This is a genomic window from Pseudomonas sp. MPFS (assembly GCF_022537035.1).
In the GTDB taxonomy this organism is placed as follows: Bacteria; Pseudomonadota; Gammaproteobacteria; order Pseudomonadales; family Pseudomonadaceae; genus Aquipseudomonas; species Aquipseudomonas sessilinigenes.
The window spans coordinates 4,063,063-4,083,834 of the sequence record NZ_CP066123.1 but is presented as its reverse complement, the minus strand read 5'-3'; the positions used below and the strand labels follow the sequence as shown (position 1 = coordinate 4,083,834).

The 20,772-nt window shown below is 64.7% G+C and carries 17 protein-coding genes; 10 read left to right on the top strand and 7 right to left on the bottom strand.

What is annotated here, in order from left to right; all coding sequences use genetic code 11:
- Positions 1-62: 62 nt before the first annotated feature.
- The gene (locus tag I9018_RS18630) at positions 63-1,322 is read right to left on the bottom strand and encodes a methionine gamma-lyase (RefSeq protein WP_241107158.1); all 1,260 of its coding nucleotides are present in this window, start codon (positions 1,320-1,322) and stop codon (positions 63-65) included.
- Positions 1,323-1,446: 124 nt separating this feature from the next.
- Between I9018_RS18630 and I9018_RS18625 the strand changes: the two genes are divergently transcribed.
- Positions 1,447-1,926, top strand: a complete 480-nt coding sequence (locus I9018_RS18625) for an Lrp/AsnC family transcriptional regulator (RefSeq protein WP_068580830.1) — start codon at positions 1,447-1,449, stop codon at positions 1,924-1,926.
- 11 nt (positions 1,927-1,937) lie between these two features.
- On the opposite strand, the gene I9018_RS18620 is transcribed toward I9018_RS18625, so the two are convergent.
- Positions 1,938-2,852, bottom strand: a complete 915-nt coding sequence (locus I9018_RS18620) for a LysR family transcriptional regulator (RefSeq protein WP_241107157.1) — start codon at positions 2,850-2,852, stop codon at positions 1,938-1,940.
- A gap of 105 nt (positions 2,853-2,957) precedes the next feature.
- Between I9018_RS18620 and I9018_RS18615 the strand changes: the two genes are divergently transcribed.
- The 5 genes from I9018_RS18615 to I9018_RS18595 all read left to right on the top strand — a co-directional run bounded on the left by I9018_RS18615 (position 2,958) and on the right by I9018_RS18595 (position 8,953).
- Entirely contained in the window at positions 2,958-4,703 is a 1,746-nt protein-coding gene (locus I9018_RS18615; RefSeq protein ID WP_241107156.1) for an amidohydrolase, read from the top strand.
- Positions 4,704-4,929: 226 nt separating this feature from the next.
- On the top strand, positions 4,930-5,985 hold the full coding sequence (locus I9018_RS18610) for a sugar phosphate isomerase/epimerase family protein (RefSeq protein ID WP_241107155.1): 1,056 nt from the start codon (positions 4,930-4,932) through the stop codon (positions 5,983-5,985).
- 25 nt (positions 5,986-6,010) lie between these two features.
- A complete protein-coding gene (locus I9018_RS18605; protein WP_241107154.1) occupies positions 6,011-6,898 on the top strand; it encodes an alpha/beta hydrolase in 888 nt (295 codons plus the stop codon).
- Positions 6,899-7,036: 138 nt separating this feature from the next.
- Positions 7,037-7,645, top strand: a complete 609-nt coding sequence (locus I9018_RS18600; RefSeq protein WP_241107153.1) for a TetR/AcrR family transcriptional regulator — start codon at positions 7,037-7,039, stop codon at positions 7,643-7,645.
- Positions 7,646-7,771: 126 nt separating this feature from the next.
- Positions 7,772-8,953, top strand: a complete 1,182-nt coding sequence (locus I9018_RS18595) for a sugar transporter (protein ID WP_241107152.1) — start codon at positions 7,772-7,774, stop codon at positions 8,951-8,953.
- Between the two features lie 115 nt (positions 8,954-9,068).
- Here the strand turns inward: I9018_RS18595 and I9018_RS18590 are convergent, their stop codons facing one another.
- The 4 genes from I9018_RS18590 to I9018_RS18575 all read right to left on the bottom strand — a co-directional run bounded on the left by I9018_RS18590 (position 9,069) and on the right by I9018_RS18575 (position 14,160).
- On the bottom strand, positions 9,069-10,013 hold the full coding sequence (locus I9018_RS18590; RefSeq protein WP_241107151.1) for an alpha/beta hydrolase: 945 nt from the start codon (positions 10,011-10,013) through the stop codon (positions 9,069-9,071).
- Between the two features lie 114 nt (positions 10,014-10,127).
- Positions 10,128-12,554, bottom strand: a complete 2,427-nt coding sequence (locus I9018_RS18585) for a TonB-dependent siderophore receptor (RefSeq protein ID WP_241107150.1) — start codon at positions 12,552-12,554, stop codon at positions 10,128-10,130.
- A 116-nt stretch (positions 12,555-12,670) separates the two neighbouring features.
- Positions 12,671-13,654 (bottom strand): DUF4880 domain-containing protein, encoded by a 984-nt coding sequence (locus tag I9018_RS18580; RefSeq protein WP_241107149.1) that lies wholly within the window; start codon positions 13,652-13,654, stop codon positions 12,671-12,673.
- A complete protein-coding gene (locus tag I9018_RS18575; protein WP_241107148.1) occupies positions 13,651-14,160 on the bottom strand; it encodes a sigma-70 family RNA polymerase sigma factor in 510 nt (169 codons plus the stop codon). The genes I9018_RS18580 and I9018_RS18575 overlap by 4 nt, the downstream gene beginning before the upstream one ends.
- A 175-nt stretch (positions 14,161-14,335) precedes the next feature.
- Here I9018_RS18575 and I9018_RS18570 point away from each other — a divergent pair, with 175 nt between their 5' ends.
- Together I9018_RS18570 and I9018_RS18565 are read left to right on the top strand one after the other, a co-directional pair.
- The gene (locus tag I9018_RS18570; RefSeq protein WP_241107147.1) at positions 14,336-15,304 is read left to right on the top strand and encodes a bifunctional helix-turn-helix transcriptional regulator/GNAT family N-acetyltransferase; all 969 of its coding nucleotides are present in this window, start codon (positions 14,336-14,338) and stop codon (positions 15,302-15,304) included.
- 180 nt (positions 15,305-15,484) lie between these two features.
- Complete coding sequence (locus I9018_RS18565; protein ID WP_241107146.1) at positions 15,485-16,492, top strand: NAD(P)-dependent alcohol dehydrogenase; 1,008 nt, start codon at positions 15,485-15,487, stop codon at positions 16,490-16,492.
- A 177-nt stretch (positions 16,493-16,669) separates the two neighbouring features.
- On the opposite strand, the gene I9018_RS18560 is transcribed toward I9018_RS18565, so the two are convergent.
- The gene (locus I9018_RS18560; RefSeq protein ID WP_241107145.1) at positions 16,670-17,566 is read right to left on the bottom strand and encodes a LysR family transcriptional regulator; all 897 of its coding nucleotides are present in this window, start codon (positions 17,564-17,566) and stop codon (positions 16,670-16,672) included.
- A gap of 115 nt (positions 17,567-17,681) precedes the next feature.
- On the opposite strand from I9018_RS18560, the gene mdlC reads away from it, so the two are divergent.
- On the top strand, positions 17,682-19,268 hold the full coding sequence (mdlC, locus tag I9018_RS18555) for a benzoylformate decarboxylase (protein ID WP_241107144.1): 1,587 nt from the start codon (positions 17,682-17,684) through the stop codon (positions 19,266-19,268).
- An 81-nt stretch (positions 19,269-19,349) separates the two neighbouring features.
- The gene (locus I9018_RS18550) at positions 19,350-20,741 is read left to right on the top strand and encodes an MFS transporter (RefSeq protein ID WP_241107143.1); all 1,392 of its coding nucleotides are present in this window, start codon (positions 19,350-19,352) and stop codon (positions 20,739-20,741) included.
- Positions 20,742-20,772 lie beyond the last annotated feature (31 nt).

Sequence of the window (20,772 nt, the reverse complement as noted above, 5' to 3'; positions counted from 1 at the left end):
GGTAACGGTTCAAAGGGTGTTGCGGGTACTGCTTGGGTTGCAGATAGGGCGGTCCGGCCCGTTCAGGGCAGGACCTTGTCGAGCCGGCTGGCGTTCTCCTGGGCGGGTGCTGCCACTGCTATGGGCGCGCAGACTTCCAGGGCCTGGGCGAGGTCGGCCAGCAGGTCGTCGATGTCCTCGAGGCCCACCGAAAGACGCACCAGGCCTTCAGCGATGCCGTGTGCGGCGCGTTCCTCGGGGGTGTAGGTGGAATGGGTCATGCTCGCCGGATGCTGGGCCAGGGACTCGGCATCCCCCAGGCTCACTGCCCGACTGAACAGCTGCAAGGCGTTCATGAAGCCGCAGCCACTGGGCAGGCCACCCTTGAGTTCGAAGGCGATCATGCCGCCGGGCAGCTTCATTTGCCGCTTGGCCAGGGCGTACTGGGTAAAGGAGGGCAGGCCGGGGTAGGCCACCCACTGCACCAGCGGATGCGCTTGCAGGTAGCGAGCCACGGCCAGGGCATTGCTGCAATGGCGATCCATGCGCAGGCTCAGGGTCTTGAGGCCGCGCATCAGGAGGAAGGCATCCTGGGGCGACATCACCGCCCCAGTCAGGTCCTTGAGGCCCTGCAAGCGGATCTTCTGCGCCAGCTCCTGGCGGGTGACGACGATACCGGCGGTGATGTCGCCATGGCCGCACAGGTATTTGGTGGCCGAATGCACGACCAGGTCGGCCCCCAGGTCCAGGGGGCGCTGCAGGTAGGGAGTGCAGTAGGTGTTGTCCACCGCCAGGGTGATGTTGGGGTGCTGGCGGACGATGCGCGCCACTGCGGTGATGTCCACCAGTTGCATGTTGGGGTTGGCCGGGGATTCGAAGTAGACCATCCGCGTGGCGGGGGAGATGGCGGCGCGCAGGTTCTGCGGATCGGTCATGTCCACATGGCGGACCTTGACCCCGAACTCCTCCAGGCCGTGGTGCAACAGGGCAAAGGTGCAGCCGTACAACGTGCGGTTGACGATGACCTCGTCTCCCGGGCGCAGCAGCGTCCAGAAGGTGGCGGCGATGGCGCCCATGCCGGAGCCGAAGGCCACCGCGGCCTCGCCATTCTCCAGGTCGGCCATGCGCGATTCCAGCAAGGCCAGGGTCGGGTTGCCGATACGGGTGTAGAAGTAACCGGGCTCTTGTCCGGCGAAGCAGCCGGCACCGTACTCGGCCGTTGCGAAGGTGAACGTGGAGGTGAGGTAGATCGGAGGAATCAGCGCGCCCTGATGCTCCTGCGGGTTGTAGCCGTGGTGGATGGCGCGGGTGGAAAAACCAAGATCACTGTTTTTATTGTTCATGGTGAAGACTCCCGGATTTGCTCTAATGCTATGCTCAAATCCGGCGCAATAATTTCTAATCTGGCCCCTTAAAAAGCTGAAGATTGGAATAAATAATCATAAAAACAAAAGATAGAGGCAAAATATGCCCGCTGGCCTGGACCGTACCGACAAAGCCCTGCTTGTCGCCCTGCAAGACAATGCCCGACTGACCAATGCGGAATTGGCCGACACGGTCGCCCTGACCACTTCGCCGTGCTGGCGCCGGGTCAAGTTGCTGGAGGACAGCGGAGTCATCACCGGCTACCAGGCGATCCTCTCGCCCAAGGCCCTGGGCTACGGCGTGACCGCCTTCGTCAGCGTCATGATGGAATCCCACTCCCGCGAGACCGCCCGAGCCTTCGAGCAGCGGTTGCTGGAGATTCCCGAGATCATCGCCTGCCACAACGTCTCCGGGCGCTATGACTTTCTCCTCGAAGTGCTGGCCAAGGACCTGGAGTCCTTCGGCGAGTTCGCCCGCGAAGTGCTGCAGACCCTGCCCGCGGTGAAGGAAATCTACTCGAGCTTTTCATTCAAATCGGTAAAGCCGGCGCGATTGATCCCGGTGCTTCAACCCGGCGGTTGAGCGATCCGGGCTCAGTGCAAATGCTGTTCGTCCAGGTACTGTTTCAGGCATTCGACGAAGGCCTGGTGCTTGCGAGTGTGGCGCCGATGGGTCGGGTAGATGATATGGATCATCGGGCCGAACTGCTCCGGATCGGGTACTGCCTCGGGCAGCAGTTGCACCAGCTCGCCCCGTTGCAGGTAAGGCAGGGCGCTCCATTGCGGGCACAGTTGCAGGCCCAGGCCCGCCAGTAACGCACCGAACAGGAAATCGTAGTTGTCACTGGCCAGCCGTGGCACTGGCTGGGCCATGCGCTGTTGCCGGCCATCGAGGGTGAAGTGCCAGAAATGCGGATTAAGCGCGGGGTGGCGGAAGATCAGCCAGTCATGCTCGGCAAACGTCTGCGGGGTGACCGGCAGTGGCTTGCGTTGCAGGTAACGCGGGCTGGCACAGAGCAGGATGCGGTTGGCGGTCAGTGGCCGAGCGACCAGGTCCGGCAGGTCCACCGGGCCATCGCGTACCGCCAGGTCGTAGCCGCCCCTGAGCAGGTCGACGAATTCGTCGGTCAGCTCTACGTCCAGGCGCATCTGCGGGTATTGCTCCAGGAACCGATAACAGACGGCGTTGAGAAAGGCTGGGGCGAAGGAGGGCGGCGCCACCAGGCGCAGGATGCCGCACATCTGCTGCTGCAACTGATGGATATCCTCCCGGGCCTGTTGCAGTTGGGCCAGCACCTGGCGGGCGCTGGCCAGGTAGAGATGCCCGGCCTCGGTGAGGGCGATGCGGCGTGTGGAGCGTTCGAACAAGCGGGTACCCAGCTGGGTTTCCAAATGGGTGACGGCCTTGGTCAGGGCCGAGGTGGTCTTGCCCAGGTGGGCGGCGGCGCGAGTGAAACTGCCCTGGTCGGCGGTGGCGACGAACATGCTGATGGCGCCCAACTGGTCCATGGGGTCTTGCCTCTTTGGAAAGAATGAGTTGCCCGAAGCAGTATTCTTAAAACCCCCTCGGCTTGGCTAGTCTCTTGCCCATTCTGACCAAGGGCGCCAATAACAATGAAAAACGCACTGACGATCACGCTGGCCTCGGCGCTGGCTTTTGTCGCAATGGAAAGCCAGGCGGCGGTGGATTTGCTGCTGCACAACGGCAAGGTGTTCACCGCCGAGCAGGGCCAGCCCCTGCAGCAGGCGGTGGCGGTGGAGCAGGGGCGGATCGTCAAGGTCGGCAGCGACGCCCAGGTGCTGGCACTCAAGGCGGCCGGCACCCAGGTGGTCGACTTGCAGGGCAAGGTGCTGATGCCCGGCTTCATCGACAGCCACAGCCACGCGATCTTCGGTGGCCTCAAACTCAAGGCCGCGGACCTGGAAAGCCAGCAGTTGCCGGTGGATGAGCTGGAGCGGCGCCTGCGCGGCTGGCGCGACGACGGCAAGGCGCGCCATGGCGATACCCTGAGCGTCAGCGGTTTTCCTTCCACTTACTGGAGCCAGGTGGATGCGCTGGAGCAACGCTTCAACCAGGGCGAGTGGGCGGATACTCCAATCCTGTTCGTCGGCTGGGACTACCACACCGGCTGGGCCAACCGCGCCATGCTCAAGCGTGCCGGCATCGATGCCCAGCGGGTCAAGGCGCTGACGGGCGAGGCGGTGGCCACCATCGGTCACCATCCCGATGGCACGCCCAATGGCTTCGTCGCCGATGCCGGGCTCTCGGCCCTGACCTCCCAGGTACCGGCGCCGAGTTTCGAGCAGATGCTCGAGGCCGGGCGTGCCGCCCGGGACCTGAACCACAGCCTGGGCATCACCGCGCTGATGGACCCGGCGGCCAACGCGGTACCCAGTGATGCGCTGTTCGCCATGCATCCCACGGCCCAGACCGTGGGCGTCTTGCCGGTGTACAAGGCGCTGGCCGAGAAAGGCGAACTGGACCTGCGGGTCGCCGCGTTGATGGTGGCCAATCCCAAGAGCCGGCCAGCGGATCTTGCGGTACTGGACCAGGTACGCCGACAGTTTCTCGATGTGCCCAACCTGAGCTTGCCGGGAATCAAGATCTTCGCCGATGGCGTTGCCGAGTTTCCGGCCCAGACCGCGTCCTTGCTGACGCCCTACAAGAACTCGCAGAAGGGCGGTGAGTTGCTGATCGACCCGGCGCATTTCGGCGAGTTGGTCAGCGCCGCCGACGCCCGTGGCTGGCTGGTGCATGTGCACGCCATCGGCGATCGCGCGGTGCGTGAGGCGCTCAACGGCATCGAGCAAGCCCGGCGCCAGCGCCACAGTGGCGTGGTGCACTCGATCACCCACTTGCAAATGGTCAATCCCAAGGAATTCGCGCGCTTCAAGCCGCTGGACGTGATCGCCTCGATGCAGCTGTATTGGGCTTCCGCCGATGAGCTGAGCATCGACCTGCTCAAGCCCTACATCACGGCCATGCAGTTCCAGTTCATGTACCCGGCGCGCTCGTTGTTCAAGAACGGCGCCACCATCGCTGGTGCCAGCGATTGGCCGGTGAGCACGCCCGAGCCATGGAAGGCCATCGCACAGGCGGTCAGTCGCAAGGGCCCCAAGGGGGTGTTGAACAAGGATGAAGGCATCGATCGCCAGGCCATGTTCTATGCCTACACCCGCAATGCCGCCCGCGCCATCGGCCTGGAGCAGCAGATCGGCAGCCTGGTCCCGGGCAAGCAGGCCGACCTGATTGTGCTCGATCGCGATGTGTTCCAGGTTCCCGACGAGCAGTTGGCCGGCACCCAGGTGCTGAGCACCTATTTCGCCGGTCGCGAGGTCTACCGCCGCCCGGGCGAATGACCTCGGCCATTGCGCCAAAGCGGCCCGCGACCCTGTTCGCGGGCTTTTTTTCAGCCGTCGATCAGGCTCCGTCGATGGTGCTGGAGACATTGATTTACCTGGGCTCTGGCGTTTTTTCCAAATGGCGGCGAAGGCCTGTGCCATGGCCTGTCCGGCGATTGAACAGTTGACGTTGGCAGCGGCTTGTTCCTATTCTTTGTCGATCGACAAATAATAGGAGCGTTCGATGAAAACCCTCAAGGGCCCCAGCCTGCACCTGGCGCAGTTCAGCGCCGATACGGCGCCATTCAATGACCTGCCGGGCATTGCCCGCTGGGCCGCCGACCTGGGCTTCAAGGCGTTGCAGGTCCCGGCTTGGGATGAGCGGTTGTTCGATGTCGCCACGGCGGCGCACAGCCAGGACTACTGCGATGAAGTCAAGGGCCAACTGGCCGAGCACGGCCTGGTGATCAGCGAGCTGACCACCCATATCTTCGGCCAACTGGTGGCGGTACACCCGGCCTACGACGCAATGTGTGACAACTTCGCCCCCGAGGCCCTGCGCGGCAATCCCAAGGCGCGCACCGACTGGGCCATGGACCGCATGCAGCTGGCGGCACGGGCTTCCCGGCGCCTGGGGCTTGCTGACATGGGCACTTTCTCCGGCTCGCTGGCCTGGCCCTACCTGTTTCCCTTTCCCCAGCGTCCCGACGGCCTGATCGAGACCGCGTTCGCCGAACTGGCGCGGCGCTGGCGGCCGATCCTCGATGCCTGCGACGAGCAGGGGGTCAACCTGTGCTACGAGATCCACCCCAGCGAAGACCTGCACGACGGCACCAGTTTCGAGCGTTTCTTCGACCTGGTGGATCGGCATCCGCGCTGCCACATCCTCTTCGATCCCAGCCATTTCGTGCTGCAGCAACTGGACTACCTGGCGTACCTGGACATCTACCACGAGCGCATCCGCATGTTTCACGTCAAGGATGCCGAGTTCAATTCCAGCGGGCGCCAGGGCATCTATGGCGGCTACAGCTCCTGGGTCGAGCGGGCCGGGCGGTTCCGTTCGCTCGGCGACGGCCAGGTGGATTTCAAGGGGATCTTTTCCAAGCTGGCGCAATACGACTACGGCGGCTGGGCGACCCTGGAGTGGGAGTGCTGCCTCAAGGACCAGGAGGACGGCGCCCGGGAAGGCGTGGAGTTCATCAACCGCCACATGATCCGCGTCACCGAACGGATCTTCGACGACTTCGCCGGTGCCCGCATCGACCGTCAACAGATCAACGCCATGCTCGGCATCGCCTGAACCTTTCCCACGGAGATTACTATTGATGAATGCCTTTACCGACAACACCCAGGTCGATGCCCACGGCCTGGCCCATCGCTACGTGCGCATCGACGGCCAGCGGATCCATTGCGTCAGTGCCGGCAGTGGCCGGCCGGTGCTGCTGATTCCCGGCTGGCCGCAGACCTGGTACGCCTGGCGCGAGGTGATCCAGGCCCTGGCCGCCAGGGGCTTCCAGGCCATCGCCGTGGACCCGCCGGGCACCGGGCAATCCGATCGTCCGGAGCACGGCTACGACACCGGCGCCGTGGCCGATGTGCTGCACCGAGTGATGGAGCAGCTGGGGTTCGAACGCTATAGCGTGGTCGGCCATGACGTAGGTATGTGGGTCGCCTATGCCCTGGCCAGCGACCGGCCCGAGGCCGTCGAGCGCCTGGCGCTGACCGAGGCGGTGATCCCGGGGTTGGCCGAGGCGCCGCCGATCTTCGTCGAGCCGGGGCAGAACATCTTTCTCTGGCACTTCATGTTCAACCAGTTGCGCGATTTGCCGGAAGCGCTGATCGCCGGCCGCGAGCGGGTCTACCTCAACTACATCTTCGACAAGTGGTCCCACCGCCGCGACGCGGTGGCTACCGAGGAGTACATCCAGGCCTATGCTGCGCCGGGTGGCCTGCGTGCGGGCTTCGCCTACTACCGGGCGATTCCCGAGACCGTGCGCCAGAACCAGCAGCGCGCCGAACGCATGCTCGACATGCCGGTGCTGGCCATCGGCGCCGAGCACGCTACCAACGATGCTCCGCTGCTGACCCTGCAGGGCCGGGCCAGCGATCTGCGTGGCGCCATCGTGCCGGACTGCGGGCACTTCATCATGGAGGAGGCGCCAGAGGCTTTCCTTGGCCACTTGCTGCCGTTCCTGGAAGAGCAGGCGGGCTGAGCCCCGACCGTCGTCCCCGGGCAGGGAAAATGGCCCGGGGACGGCGCAAATCTAATATCATTTCGTCCCGGCGCCCCGTGCCGGCCGCCGATCGGGCCACACCGATCGCCGCTCATCCTGACGAGATACCTGACTCCCATGGCTGGAAGACCCCGCGAATTCGACCGCAACCAGGCGTTGCGCCAGGCGCTCGAACTGTTCTGGGCCCGTGGTTTCGAAACCACCTCCATGGCCGACCTGGTGGCCGCGCTGGGCATCGCCTCGGCACGGATCTACGCTGCCTTCGGCTCCAAGGAGGCGCTGTTTCGCGAAGCCATCGAGCTGTACGAGAGCCACGAGGGCGGTTTCGCCGATCGGGCCCTGGCCGAAGAGCCCAGTGCCCGTGCCGCCATCGCCCGCCTGCTCAATGAGGCCGTGCAACTCTATACCCGGCCAGGCCAGCCCCTGGGCTGCATGGTGGTGTCCTCGGCGGTGAACTGCTCCAGCGACAACGACGGTGTGCGCCAGTGGCTGGCCGAGCACCGGCGGGCGCGCACCGCCAGCATCGTCCAGCGGCTGCAGGCGGCGGTGCAGTCGGGGGAATTGGCAGGTCATGGCGATGCAACTTCCCTGGGCGATTATTACTCTACGGTGCTGCATGGCCTGTCGGTGCAAGCCCGGGATGGCGCCAGCGCCGAGCAACTGCGCAAGGTGGTGGCGTTGGCCATGGGCGTGTTCGATAACGCGTGCAACGTAACCCCTGACTAACCTGCGATTCATTACCCTGGCTGCGCTCGCCGTGGGCGCCGGACAGCGCTACCAGCCGGGCAGGGGCCGAGTTTTTCATCGGATCCAGGATCCGCTCCACCTTCGAACGAGTAGTACGACCCCGACATGAGCAATCCCCAGGCGACACCCCAAGGTAACTGGCAGTCGGTCATCGCGTTGGCCCTGGCCGCCTTTGTCTTCAACACCACCGAGTTCGTCCCGGTCGGGCTCCTGAGCGCCATCGGCGCGAGCTTCGACCTGGCCAGCGAACAGGTCGGGCTGATGCTGACCATCTACGCCTGGGTGGTTTCCCTGACCTCGCTGCCGGTGATGCTGCTGACCCGCAACGTCGAGCGCCGGCGCTTGCTCACGCTGCTGTTCGGCTTGTTCATCCTCAGCCACGTGCTGTCCAGCCTGGCCACCAGCTTCGGCCTGTTGATGCTCAGTCGCATCGGCATCGCCCTGGCCCACGCATTGTTCTGGTCGATCACCGCCTCCCTGGCGGTGCGCCTGGCCCCCGCGGGCAAACAGGTACAGGCCCTCGGCCTGCTGGCCACCGGCACCTCCCTGGCCATGGTCCTGGGCATTCCCCTGGGGCGCCTGCTGGGCGAGGCCCTGGGCTGGCGCACCACCTTCAGCGTGATCGCCGGCCTGGCGGCGCTGCTGGTGCTGTGGCTGATCCGCACCTTGCCGCTGTTGCCCAGCCAGAACTCCGGTTCGCTGCGCAGCCTGCCGCTGCTGTTCAAGCGCCCGGCGCTGGTGGCGGCCTATGTGTTGACGGCCATGGTGGTGACGGCGCAATTCACCGCCTACAGCTACGTCGAGCCCTTCATCAAGGTGGCCTCGGGCCTGGGCGGCGACGTGGTGACCCTGGTGCTGCTGGTGTTCGGCGGCTCGGGGATCATCGGTTCGCTGCTGTTCAGCCGCCTGCACCGCCACAGCCCCCAGGGTTTCCTGCTGGTGGCGGTGGCCTTGTTGATGTTGTGCCTGGGCCTGTTGCTGCCGCTCAACGGGCATGTCTGGTCGCTGGTGGCCCTGAGCGTGGTCTGGGGCATGGCGATCATGGGGTTTGGCCTCTCGCTGCAGTCCAAGGTCCTGACCCTGGCACCGGACGCCACCGACGTGGCGATGGCGATGTTCTCCGGGATCTACAACATCGGTATCGGCGGTGGCGCCTTGCTCGGCAGCTGGGTCGGCGGGCAACTGGGGTTCGCCTATGTCGGCGTGGCCGGCGGCGCCCTGGCGGCCCTGGCGCTGATGCTCTATGGCTGGTCGAGCTGGCGCATCGCCCGCGCCACCGCGCAATGAAGCCCTGGGTGTAGTCGCTGCCCCAGGCTGCGCCCGCGTGCGTAGCGCCCGCCAGGGCGGTGTTGCTAGATCGTTAGTTGAAGGCCCGCGGGCCTTGTCGCAGCCTCGGCAGCGGCTACAGGGTTTCGTGCCGGGTGGCCGAAGGTTGGCTGGCCAGGCCGGTGGCGGGCTGGTGTTTCAACAATGCACCGATCGCCACGGCGTAGTCCTTGCCGGCCAGGTTCATGCTGTTGTTATGGGTGCCGCCGGGTACCAGCAGCAGTTTTTTCGGTGGTAGTGCCGCGGCGAACAGTTGTTGGCTCAAGCGGGCGGGGACGTAGTCGTCCTTCAGGCCGTGGACCACCAGCAACGGCATGCCGATTTCGCTGATCTTGTCGATGGAATCGAACTTCTGCGACATCACCCAGCGCACCGGCAGGCGGGTCTTGGTCACTGCCACGGCAGCGTCGGCCAGGGTGGTGAACGTGGATTCGACGATCAGGCCGCGTGCGGCCACCGGACGCTGTTCGTTGGCAGCCTGGCGGCCCAGTTCGGCGGCCAGGTCGATGGCCACCGCGCCGCCCAGGGAGTGGCCGTAGATCAGGCGCTTGCCCGCCTCGGGCTGCAATACCTTGAGGCGCTCCCAGGCCACGCGGGCATCTTCATAGACGCTGGCCTCGGAGGGCAGCTCGCCGTGGCTCTGGCCAAACCCCCGGTAGTCGATGGCCAGCACCGAATAACCCAGGGCGTGCAACTGCTCGATGCGAAACAGCTGGCCGGTGAGGTTCCAGCGTACCCCGTGCAGGTAGAGGATCGCGGGCGCATCGGCGCGTTGCGCCGGCCACCACCAGGCGTGGAGGTTCTGTCCGGCCCTGAAGCGGTTGGACTTGAGTTCCAACTCCTGCACCGCTTGCGGCAGGCCGTGGAACCAGCCGGCAGTACCGGGCTCGATGCGAAACACCAGCTGGCGTTCCTTGTACTGCAGCACCGCGCAACTGGTCGGCAGGCCAATGACCAGCAGGGCCATGCACAGCAGGGAGAGCCAGCGGCGACGCAGGCGCTGGGGCAGGGTTGGGGGCATGGAAAGCTTCACCACAGAACAATCGAAGGGGCGTTTTAACAGATGTCGCCAGGAAGGTCGTAGAGATTTCGTCGAGTCTCCAGTGAACGCCCGGCGGGGGCCGGGCGGATTGGGTCAGAAATTCCAGCGAGTGCTGAGCATCACGTTGCGTGGGTCGCCGTAGTAGGCCGAGTTGTAGAAGCCGATATTGGTGTAGTACTTCTTGTCGAATACGTTGTTGACGTTCAGCGAGGCGGAAAGGTTATCGGTGATCTGGTAGCGGGCCATCAGGTCAAGCAGCCAGAGTGGATCCTGGGAAAACTTCTCCTTACTCTCTTTGCCGTATTTATTGACATTGAGAATCTGCCAACCGGTGCCTTGCCAGCGTACGCCGCTGCCGAGGGTGAGCTTGTCCAGAGGGCCGGTCAGCTTGTAGCTGGTGTAGAGGTTGATCTGGTCTTCTGGTTCCCAGGTGGAAACCTTCTGGCCTGTCTGGTCGCGAATGATTTTATGGGTATAGCCGGCTTGCAGCTGCCAGCCGGGCGCGATCTCGCCCGAGATCTCCGCTTCATAGCCCTTGGCTTTGGACTTGATGCCCTTGGATGCCCTGTCGAGCTCGGGGATAGTGTCGGGAATGTAGCTGAGGTCGTCGACCGGACGGTTTTCCTCGTGAACCTCAAAGTAGGCGATGCTTGAGTTCAGGCGTCCATCAAAGAACTCGCCTTTGAGCCCGATTTCATAGTTCTTGCCTTCGTCAGGCTTGAGCGGTTTGTTGTTCTTGTCGCGATAGTCGTCTTGCGGCAGGTAGATTTCGGTATAGCTGGCATAGGCCGAGAGGTTCTCGTTGAGGTCGTAGACTACGCCGGCATAAGGAACCACCTTGCCTGTGTCCTTGATCTGGCTGGTACCGCTGACCTCGTAATTGTTGACCCGGGTACCGAGCAATACACTCAGGTCATCGGTCAGGCTGAAGCGACCGGTGATGTAGCCTGCGCTCTGGCGTGTGAGCTCGTCGTTGCGCCTGGTTTGCGGACCCCAATCGGGTTTTGGTGCCTTGCCTCTCCAGTTGAAGTAGTCAGGGTCTTCGATTTGGCTGGCCTTGGTGTAATCGCGCCCCAGCCAGCGTGAACGGGAAACCGAAGTGCCGACGACCAGTTGGTGCTCACGCCCGAACAAACTGAAGGGGCCGGTGGCATACAGGTCGCCGGTGTCGCTGGTGGTTTCACCCGTGTATTTACGAGTCAGTAGCCTGGCCTTTCCAGTCTGGACATTCGGCGATAGCAGGGCGGCCAGCGGCGCGTTGTAACCGTTGATCTGGTGGTTGTACTGCGCTTTAGCTACCCAGCCGTTCTGGAAGCTGTGTTCCAGAGTGGCGAATACGGTACGGGTGTACTGTTCCCAGCCGCTGTAGGTTGTACCGTTATTGAATGAACGTGGGGTACTGATGCGGTTGCCATCCGAGTCGAATAATGAGGCGGAGCCCGACCAGCTTGAGTTCTTCGGGTTGCTGTCCTGATAGTCGGCGCCTACGGTCAGCAACGTATCGGGTGACAGGTCGAACTCAAGAATCCCGTAGTAGACGTTGGTCTTGCGTGAGTAGCGATCCAGGAACGATCTCTTGTCCTGATAAGCCGCGACGGCACGGCCGCGTACGTTGCCCGTTTCGGTCAAAGGGCCGCTGACGTCGATTTCAGTGCGGTAGTTGTCCCAGGAACCTGCCCCCAGGTCCACATAACCCTTGAATTCAGAGGTGGGTTTCTTGCGTACCATGTTGATCGTGCCACCGGGGCCACCCGCTCCGGTGAGCAGGCCTGTGGCGCCCTTGAGAACTTCTACCCGGTCATAGATCACGGTGTCGGTCAGGGTATGGCCGGACGAGTACTGGGGGTCCTGGAGGATCGGGATGCCATCGTACTGGAAGTTCTGGATGGCGAAACCGCGCGAAAAGTAGCTGGTGCGGTCGCTGTCGTAGGCCGCGACGGTGATACCTGGCGTATGGCGCATGACATCGTCGATCGACTTCATGTTGAAGTCATCCATGGCTTGTCGGGTGACGACCGAAATCGACTGTGGCGTTTCCCGTGGCGTCAGTACCAGGCGCGTGGCCGTGGCGATGGTGCCTGGAGTGTAGGAGCCCGTGCCTTCGGTGACCGTGCCCAACTGGTTAGCGATAACGCTGGTCGTTCCCAGTTGTAAAGGGCCGCTGGCTACCTGCGAGGCCACTTGAACCCGATAGCCTTCGCCTTCTTTCACTGCCACAAGACCCAGTGGAGCCAGTAGCCGTTGCAGCCCCTCGCTGACGGCGAAACGGCCCTTGAGGCCTGGGCTGTGAATGTTGTGAGTCATTGCAGAATCGACGGCGACCATGGCCCCGGATTGCTGGCCGAAGGCACCCAGCACCTGGTCCAGGTTGCCCGGGGCGATGGCGTAGTCGCGCTGCTGGCGGTCAGTCATGGCGGTGCCGGCTTCGGCGGCCAGCAGCGACAGGCTGGTGCTGGCGATGGACAGGCCGATGACGATCGGGCGCAAGGCCGCGGCAAGGGGCGTAAGGCGAATGTGCATAAGGAAAATCCGTGGGTTGGAAAGGGTTGGCGCAGAGCTGTTTTCCAGCTTCTTCCCTGGTCTTGATGCACGAGATTGAAAAAACTGCCGCCGTCTTGAAAAAAACTGAGGAAAAATCAGGCCGCGTCCACGGAGGCCCAATAGCCCATTACCCGCCGGATGCGAATCGGCAGGGTCTTGGCCAGCAAATCGAGGCTGGCGTCCGGCTGGTTCAGGGAGAACGAGCCGGAAACCCGCAACCCGGCGACTTCGGCGGCGCAGCGCAGCAGGCCGGGGCGATAGCGGTCGAGTTCGGCGATCACCTCGCCCAGGGGGCGGCGCTCGGCAATCAGCAGGCCCTGGGTCCAGGCATTGGCCGTGGTGGGCACGACGGCCAGGGCGCCGATCCGCTGTTGGGCGACATCCACTTGTTGGCCCGGGCCCAGGCTTAGCGCAGGGGCATGGGCGGTACTCACCGAGCTGCTGCCGGCCAGCAGTTGTACCCGGGTGCCGTTGATACCCGGCAAGCCAACGCTGAGGATCAGTTGAGAGCGCGGCGCGAGCTGGATGCGTCCATCGGCGGTGACGACTTGCACGGGTGCAGCGTTGCCCAGGGTCAGCAACAGGCGGCCGCTGTTGAGCCGCAGTAGCAAGCCCTGGGGGCTGGCCTGCTGGTCGAGGCTGGTGCGGGTATCCAGTTCCAGGCTGGCGCCAGCGCCCAGTTGCAACTGGCGGCGCTCGCCAGTGGCGGTGTGATAGTCGCTGAACAGCTGCGGCAACAGCAGCCGTTCGCGCACGCTCCAACTGCTGGCGGCCACCACGCCCAGGCCAACGATGCCCTTGAGCAGGGTGCGCCGCCCCGGGTGGCTGCGAGCCTGCAACAGTTGCCGGGCGCGGGGCGCGGGCAGGCTGCGGGTGCTGTCGCGCAGGTCCTGGCCGATGCCGGCCAGGCGCTGCCAGGCCAGTTCATGCTGCGGGTCGGCCCGGCGCCAGGCCAGGCAGGCGGCCTGCTGCTCGGGGCTGCTGATGCCCGATTGCAGCAGCACCAGCCACTCCAAGGCCTGGTCCAGAATCTGCTGTTCCACAGCGCCCTGATCGTCCACCGGCTGGAAGGCGTTCATCCCGGGTACACCGCCGCATAGCAATGGCGGTAGGCCTTGAGCATGGCTTTTTGCACCACGTTGACCGAGAGCTGCAGGCGTTCAGCAATCTGCGGGTAGGTCAGGCCTTCGAGCTGGGACAGCAGAAACACCTCGCGCACCCGGCTGCCCAGGCCGTCCAGCACCTGGCCCACGGCGTCCAGCGCCTCGAGTACCAGCAGTCGGGTTTCCGGCGAGGGCTGGTGCTGCGGCTCCAGCTGCGCGAGGGTCTCCAGGTACGCGCGCTCCAGGGCCTGGCGGCGCAAATACTGCCCGCACAGGCGGCTGGCCACGGTGTTCAGGTAGGCCCGGGGTTCGCGCAGTACCGGCAGTTGCTCGCTGCGCAAGATGCGCACAAAGGTGTCCTGCGCCAGGTCCATGGCCTGGTCCTGGTTGCCGAGCTTGCGTCGCAGCAGTTGCACCACCCAGTTGTGATGCTGGAGGTAGAGCTCGCCCACGGCGTGCTGTAGCGAAGGGGTGGGCACCATCGATAAGGGTTCCGAGGTCGAGGTGGGCAAAATGGGTGCTTATGGTAATGCTTCTCATTACTGGGTGCTTGAATTTTTATTACTGTCCACCAGGGCTTGTCGTCACCCTGAGCCAGGGTTGTGGGTTAAATGGTTGTAAGGTACAACTAAGTGCTTCGCTTGTGAGGTCACCCTTATGTCGAGCCAATCTGCTTCCCTTATCCCGCAGTTGCGCCAGGCGTCCCGGCAGATGGTTCGTGAGCTGGGCTTCATGCAGGCCACCCTGGCCGCCACCGACTACCCGCCCTCGGCGGTGCATGCGTTGCTGGAGATCGGCCAGGGCCATGCCTTGACTGCCGGTGATCTGGTGACGCTGCTGGGGCTGGAGAAATCTAGCGTCAGTCGCCTGGTGCGCAAGCTGGTGGAGGCGGGCGAGATCTGCGAACTGGCCCATGAACAGGACGCCCGCTCGAAGAAACTGCAACTCAGCGCCCGCGGGCGCCAGACCCTGGAGGGCATCGACCATTTTGCCCAGAGCCAGGTGGCCGCGGCCCTGGCGCACTTGAGCGCGGAACAGCAGCGCAGTGCCTCTGCGGGCATCGCCGACTATGCCCGTGCGTTGCGCGCGGTACGTCTGGGGGAGGCGCCCGAGCAGCTCGCATGCGGCACCATCGCCCGGGGCTATCGGCCGGGGGTGATTGGTCGTATCGCCGAGATGCACGCCCGCTACTACGCCGCCCTGGCCGGTTTCGGCCAGCCCTTCGAAAGCCTGGTGGCGGCGGACATGGCCGAGCTGATGGGGCGTTTGCACAATCCGCGCAATGAAGTCTGGGTGGCGCTGCAGGGGGAGCGGATTGTCGGTTCCATCGCCATTGACGGGGAGGGCGAGGGTGGTGAAGCGATCCTGCGTTGCTTCATTCTCGATGATGCCGCCCGCGGCCAGGGGCTGGGCCGGCGTCTGCTGGCCGAGGCGCTGGCGTTCTGCGACCAGTGGGGCTTTGCTGCCACCCGCTTGTGGACCTTCAAGGGTCTGGATGTGGCACGCGCGCTGTATGAGGAACAGGGTTTTGTGCTGGTGCAGGAACAGGTGGGCGAGCAATGGGGCGCGACCGTGACCGAGCAATGTTTTGTGCGGCCGGGAGTGGAGCCTTGTAGCCGGTACTGAGCCTGCGAAGCGGCGCAAAGGCCCGCAGGGCCTTGCCTGGCGATCCTGTGTCGAACCCGTAGCGGCTGAAAACCTGTATCCCGGTGACGCAGTGTGCGCAGCCTGCGGCAGCGGCTACAACCAGGCGTTCGGTGGTAGGGTTAGCCCCCTGGAAGATTATCGATCTGTGGAGTACCTCCCATGCAAGCCATCAAGCTCAGCCTGCCGGCATCCCTGGACAACCTGAAGCTCGTCGAGCTGCCCGACCCGGGCCAGCCCGGCACCGGGCAGGTCCGTGTGCGGATCCATGCCTGTTCCCTGAACTATCACGACTATGCGGTGGTGACCGGCGGCCTGCCCACCGCTGATGGACGGATTCCCATGGCCGATGGCGCCGGCGTGGTGGAGGCCGTGGGCGAGGGCGTCAGCGAGTTCAAGGTCGGCGACGCGGTGGTGTCCTGCTTCTTTCCCCATTGGCATGACGGCGGCCCGGCCATCGCCGACTTCAGCACCACCCCTGGCGATGGTGTCGATGGTTACGCCCGGCAGGTGGTGGTCCAGCCCAGCCACTGGTTCACCCATGCACCCCAGGGCTACAGCCATGCCGAAGCCGCGACCCTGACCACCGCTGGGCTCACCGCCTGGCGCGCACTGGTGGTGGACGGCGGCCTCAAGGCCGGTGAAACCGTCCTGGTGCTGGGCACGGGCGGGGTGTCGATCTTTGCCTTGCAACTGGCCAAGGCCATGGGCGCCACCGTGATCGCCACTTCGTCCTCGGACGCCAAGCTGGCGCGGGTGCGCGAGCTGGGGGCCGACCACACCATCAACTACCGCACCCAGCCGGAGTGGGGCGCCGAGGTACTCAAGCTCACCGGCGGGCGGGGCGTCGATCATGTGGTGGAAGTCGGCGGCCCGGGCACCCTGGCCCAGTCCATCACTGCGTGCCGGATCGGCGGGCACATCGCCCTGATCGGCGTGCTCACCGGTTGGGCCGGGCCGGTACCCACGGCGGCCCTGATGGCCAAGCAGCAGCGCCTGCAAGGCTTGATCGTCGGTAGCCGCCAGCAGCAGGTGGAGATGGTCCGTGGCCTGGAGGCCACCGGCATCAAGCCGGTGATCGACAGCACCTTCCCCTTGGCCGAGATCGCCAAGGCCTTCGCCCATGAAGCCTCCGGCGCCCACCTGGGGAAAATCTGCCTGAGCCTTTGATGCGTTACCGCAGCCCAGGTCCAGCCTATCGATCGGATCCCCTACGGGTCCGATCTCTATAGACCCCCCCTTACCCATTACCAGGCAAGAGCCACTTTCGGGTCATAACGATGACCCGACTTGAGCACGCCAAAGTCGCCTCGGTGCGATTGTCTCGCCCTGGCGGCCGGCTCTGGTCTAGAGCTGACCGTCGATGATCGCTGCGGCCACGGTCTGGTGGAACCAGCGCAGGGCGGCGCAGCTGTCGCTGTTGGGGTGCCAGTGCAGGGACACCTCGAACTCGCCCACGGGGAATGGCAGTTCCAGTTGCCGCAGGCCGCCCTCGAGGGTGAACAGGTGAGCGATCTGCGCCGGCAGCACGGTCAGTAGGTCGGTGCCGGGCAACACCTTGGGCAGCACCGAGAAGTGCGGCACGTGCAGGCTGATGCGGCGCTTGGCGTCCATCTGCTTGAGCACGTCTTCGACGCTGCCGTGACCAGTGGTGCGGGTCACGGCGATATGCCGCTCGGCGAGGAACTGCTCCAGGCTCAGATGGTCGCCGATGCGCGGGTGGCGGTCGCTGAGCAGGCACACGTAGCGCTCGCGGATCAGCACCTGGCTGCGGGTGCCGGTCAAGGGTTTGCGACAGATCAGCGCGTCGACCTTGGCGCTGTTGAGCCACTCGCCGGCCTGGTCCACCTGCAGCGGCAGGACTTCGACTTCGGCCTCGGGGGCCTGCTGGTTCAGGCGCGCCAGGATCAGCGGCAGGAAGCCCATTTCGCCAAGGTCGGACAGGGCGATGCGAAAGCGCCGCTCGGTGGTCGCCGGGTCGAAGCGCCGAGTGCTGTGCACGGTATTTTCGATTCGCGTCAGGGATTCGCGAAAGACCGGGTACAGCTCATCGGCCAGTTGGCTGGGCTGGATACCGTCACGGGTACGGCTGAACAGACCGTCGTCGAACAACTCCCGCAGGCGCGCCAGGGCATAGCTGACCGAGGGTTGGGTGACGAACAGGCGCTCGGCGGCCAGGGTCACGCTGCGGGCTTCATAGAGGGTGACGAAGGTGCGGATCAGGTTCAGATCGATGTGGCTCATGCTGTTTCTTTGATATAGATCGGTCTTATTTTTGATAGAGAGAGTATCGATTTGATCAATTTCTCGGCGGCTGCAAGAGTAACTCAAATTCTAAAAAGCAGCGGCAAAGCCCCCTATGAAAACCGTCCATAGCGCTTCCTACGACATCCTGCGGCAACAAGGCCTGACCATCGTGTTCGGCAACCCGGGTTCCAATGAGTTGCCCTTTCTCAAGGGGTTTCCCGAAGACTTCCGCTACATCCTCGGTCTGCATGAAGGCGCAGTGGTGGGTATGGCCGACGGCTTCGCCCTGGCCAGCGGTCAGCCGACTTTCGTCAACCTGCACGCCGCGGCCGGCACCGGCAATGGCATGGGCGCCCTGACCAATGCCTGGTACTCCCACAGCCCGCTGGTGATCACCGCTGGCCAGCAGGTGCGCTCGATGATCGGTGTCGAGGCGATGCTGGCCAATGTCGACGCCCCGCAACTGCCCAAGCCCCTGGTCAAATGGAGCCATGAACCGGCCTGTGCCGAGGACGTGCCCCGGGCCCTGAGCCAGGCGATCCACATGGCCAACCAGGCGCCCAAGGGCCCGGTCTATCTGTCGATTCCCTACGATGACTGGGCCCGTCCGGCGCCGGCCGGGGTCGAGCATCTGGCCCGGCGCCAGGTGACCCGTGCCGGGTTGCCCTCGGCGGCGCAACTGCGTTCGCTGGTGCAGCGCCTGGTGGCGGCGCGCAATCCGGTGCTGGTTCTGGGGCCTGATGTGGATGGCAGCCAGAGCAACCACCTGGCCGTGCAACTGGCGGAAAAACTGCGCATGCCGGCCTGGGTCGCACCGTCCGCTTCCCGCTGCCCGTTTCCCACCCGTCACCGCAGCTTTCGCGGGGTGCTGCCGGCTGCCATTGCTGGTATCAGCCACTGCCTGGCGGACCATGACCTGATCCTGGTGGTGGGGGCCCCGGTGTTCCGTTATCACCAGTTTGCGCCGGGGGACTACCTGTCCGAGGGCACCGAGTTGCTGCACATCACCTGCGATCCCGGCGAAGCGGCGCGTGCGCCCATGGGCGATGCGCTGGTGGGGGATATTGCCGAGACCTTGCAGGCCCTGGTCTGGGCGCTGCCGGACTGCGACCGGCCGCAACCTCAAGCCTTGCCGCTGGCCACTGCGGTCGAGGAACTGGGTGGCCTTCTGCGCCCGGAAACCGTGTTCGACGTGCTCGATGAGCTGGCTCCCAAGGATGCGATTTACGTCAAGGAATCCACCTCCACCGTAGGCGCGTTCTGGCAGCGGGTGGAGATGCGCGAACCCGGTAGTTACTACTTCCCGGCAGCCGGCGGGCTGGGCTTCGGTCTGCCGGCAGCGGTGGGCGTGCAACTGGCCCGGCCGGAGCGGCGGGTGATCGGAGTGATTGGCGACGGCTCGGCCAACTACGGCATCACCGCGCTGTGGACCGCCGCCCAGTACCAGATCCCGGTGGTGTTCATCATTCTGAAGAACGGCACCTATGGCGCCCTGCGCTGGTTCGCCGGTGTGCTGCAGGTCAGCGACGCTCCGGGGCTGGACGTGCCCGGCCTGGACTTCTGCGCCATCGGCCGCGGCTATGGCGTGCATTCAGTGCAGGCCAACACTCGGGAGGAGTTTGCCCTGGCTCTGAGTGAGGCCCTGGCGGGCAATCGCCCGGTGCTGATCGAGGTGCCGACACTGACCATCGAACCCTGAGGGCTTGCCTTGGCGCCGGGTGCAAGCCCGGCCTTGCCAACCTTAACTGCGGACTCACCAGAAGAATAAAAAGAGGTGGTTATGAACACGACTTCGGTCACCGCTGTGATAGAGGACGCAACCCAGCTAGCGCGCTCCGGTTCCCCCCATGCCGATATCGGCACCTTGCTCGACCAGGGGCCCTTCACCGGTATGCAGAAACTGGTGGTGCTGCTGGCGGCGCTGTCCATTGTCATGGACGGTTTCGACGGTCAGCTGATCGGTTTTGCCATTCCGCTGATGATCAAGGAATGGGGCATCACCCGCGAGGCGTTTGCCCCTGCAGTGGCGGCCGGGTTGATCGGCATGGGTATTGGCAGTGCTTGTGCCGGGCTGTTCGCCGACCGCTTCGGTCGACGCATGGCGATCATCGCCAGTGTGTTCGTGTTTGGCGTGGCCACCTGCGCCATTGGCCTGGCGCCGAACGCGCTGGCGGTGGCGGCGCTGCGCTTTATCGCCGGGCTGGGCATCGGTGGCGCGTTGCCCAGCGCGACCACGGTGACGGCCGAATTCACCCCGGCGCGCCAGCGCACCCTGGCGGTGACCGCCACCATTGTCTGCGTGCCCCTGGGCGGGATGCTGGCGGGGCTGTTCGCCTCCCATGTGTTGCCGCTGTACGGTTGGCGCACCCTGTTCTTCATCGGTGGCAGCCTGCCCATCGCCCTGGGTTTTGCCCTGCTGGCGACGTTGCCGGAATCGCCGCGCTTCCTGGCGCGTCGACCCCAGCGCTGGAACGAGCTGGGCACCCTGCTCGGGCGCATGGGCCGGCCGATGGCGACGGGGGTGGTCTACACCGATGCCCTGGAGCAGAAGAGCGAGAAGCAGGGCGGTTTCCGTGCCTTGTTCGCCCTGGGGTACGGGCGTGACACCCTGGCCCTCTGGGTGGCGTTCTTCATGTGTCTGACCGCGGTCTACAGCGCCTTCAGCTGGTTGCCCACCCTGCTGCTGTCCGAAGGCCTGGAGCTGTCGGTGGCCGGTTCCGGGCTGACCGCCTACAACCTGGGCGGGGTGATCGGCGCGCTGGCGTGCGCGGTGGCCATTACCCGCTGGGGTTCCTTCTGGCCGCTGCTGATCTGCTGCGCCGGGGGCGCGGCCAGCGCCTTTGTGTTGCAGGTGGTGGACATCCACCACAATACCGGCCTGCTGATCTTCGGCTTCGGTGTGCATGGCCTGTTCGTCAACGCCGTGCAGTCCACCATGTACGCGCTGTGCGCCTTTATCTATCCCACCGGCGTGCGCGCCACCGGCACCGCATCGGCCCTGGCCTTCGGACGCCTGGGAGCGATTCTCAGTGCCTTCGCCGGAGCCTTGGTGATCACTCAGGGCGGGGCCCAGGGCTACCTCATGCTGTTGGGCTCGGTGATGGTCATGGCGCTGCTGGCGCTGCTGATCGTGGGCCGGCACATTCCCCGGCGCCTGCCGGGACAGTCATGAACGCGGCCCGGTGCTTGAACCGGCCACTCAC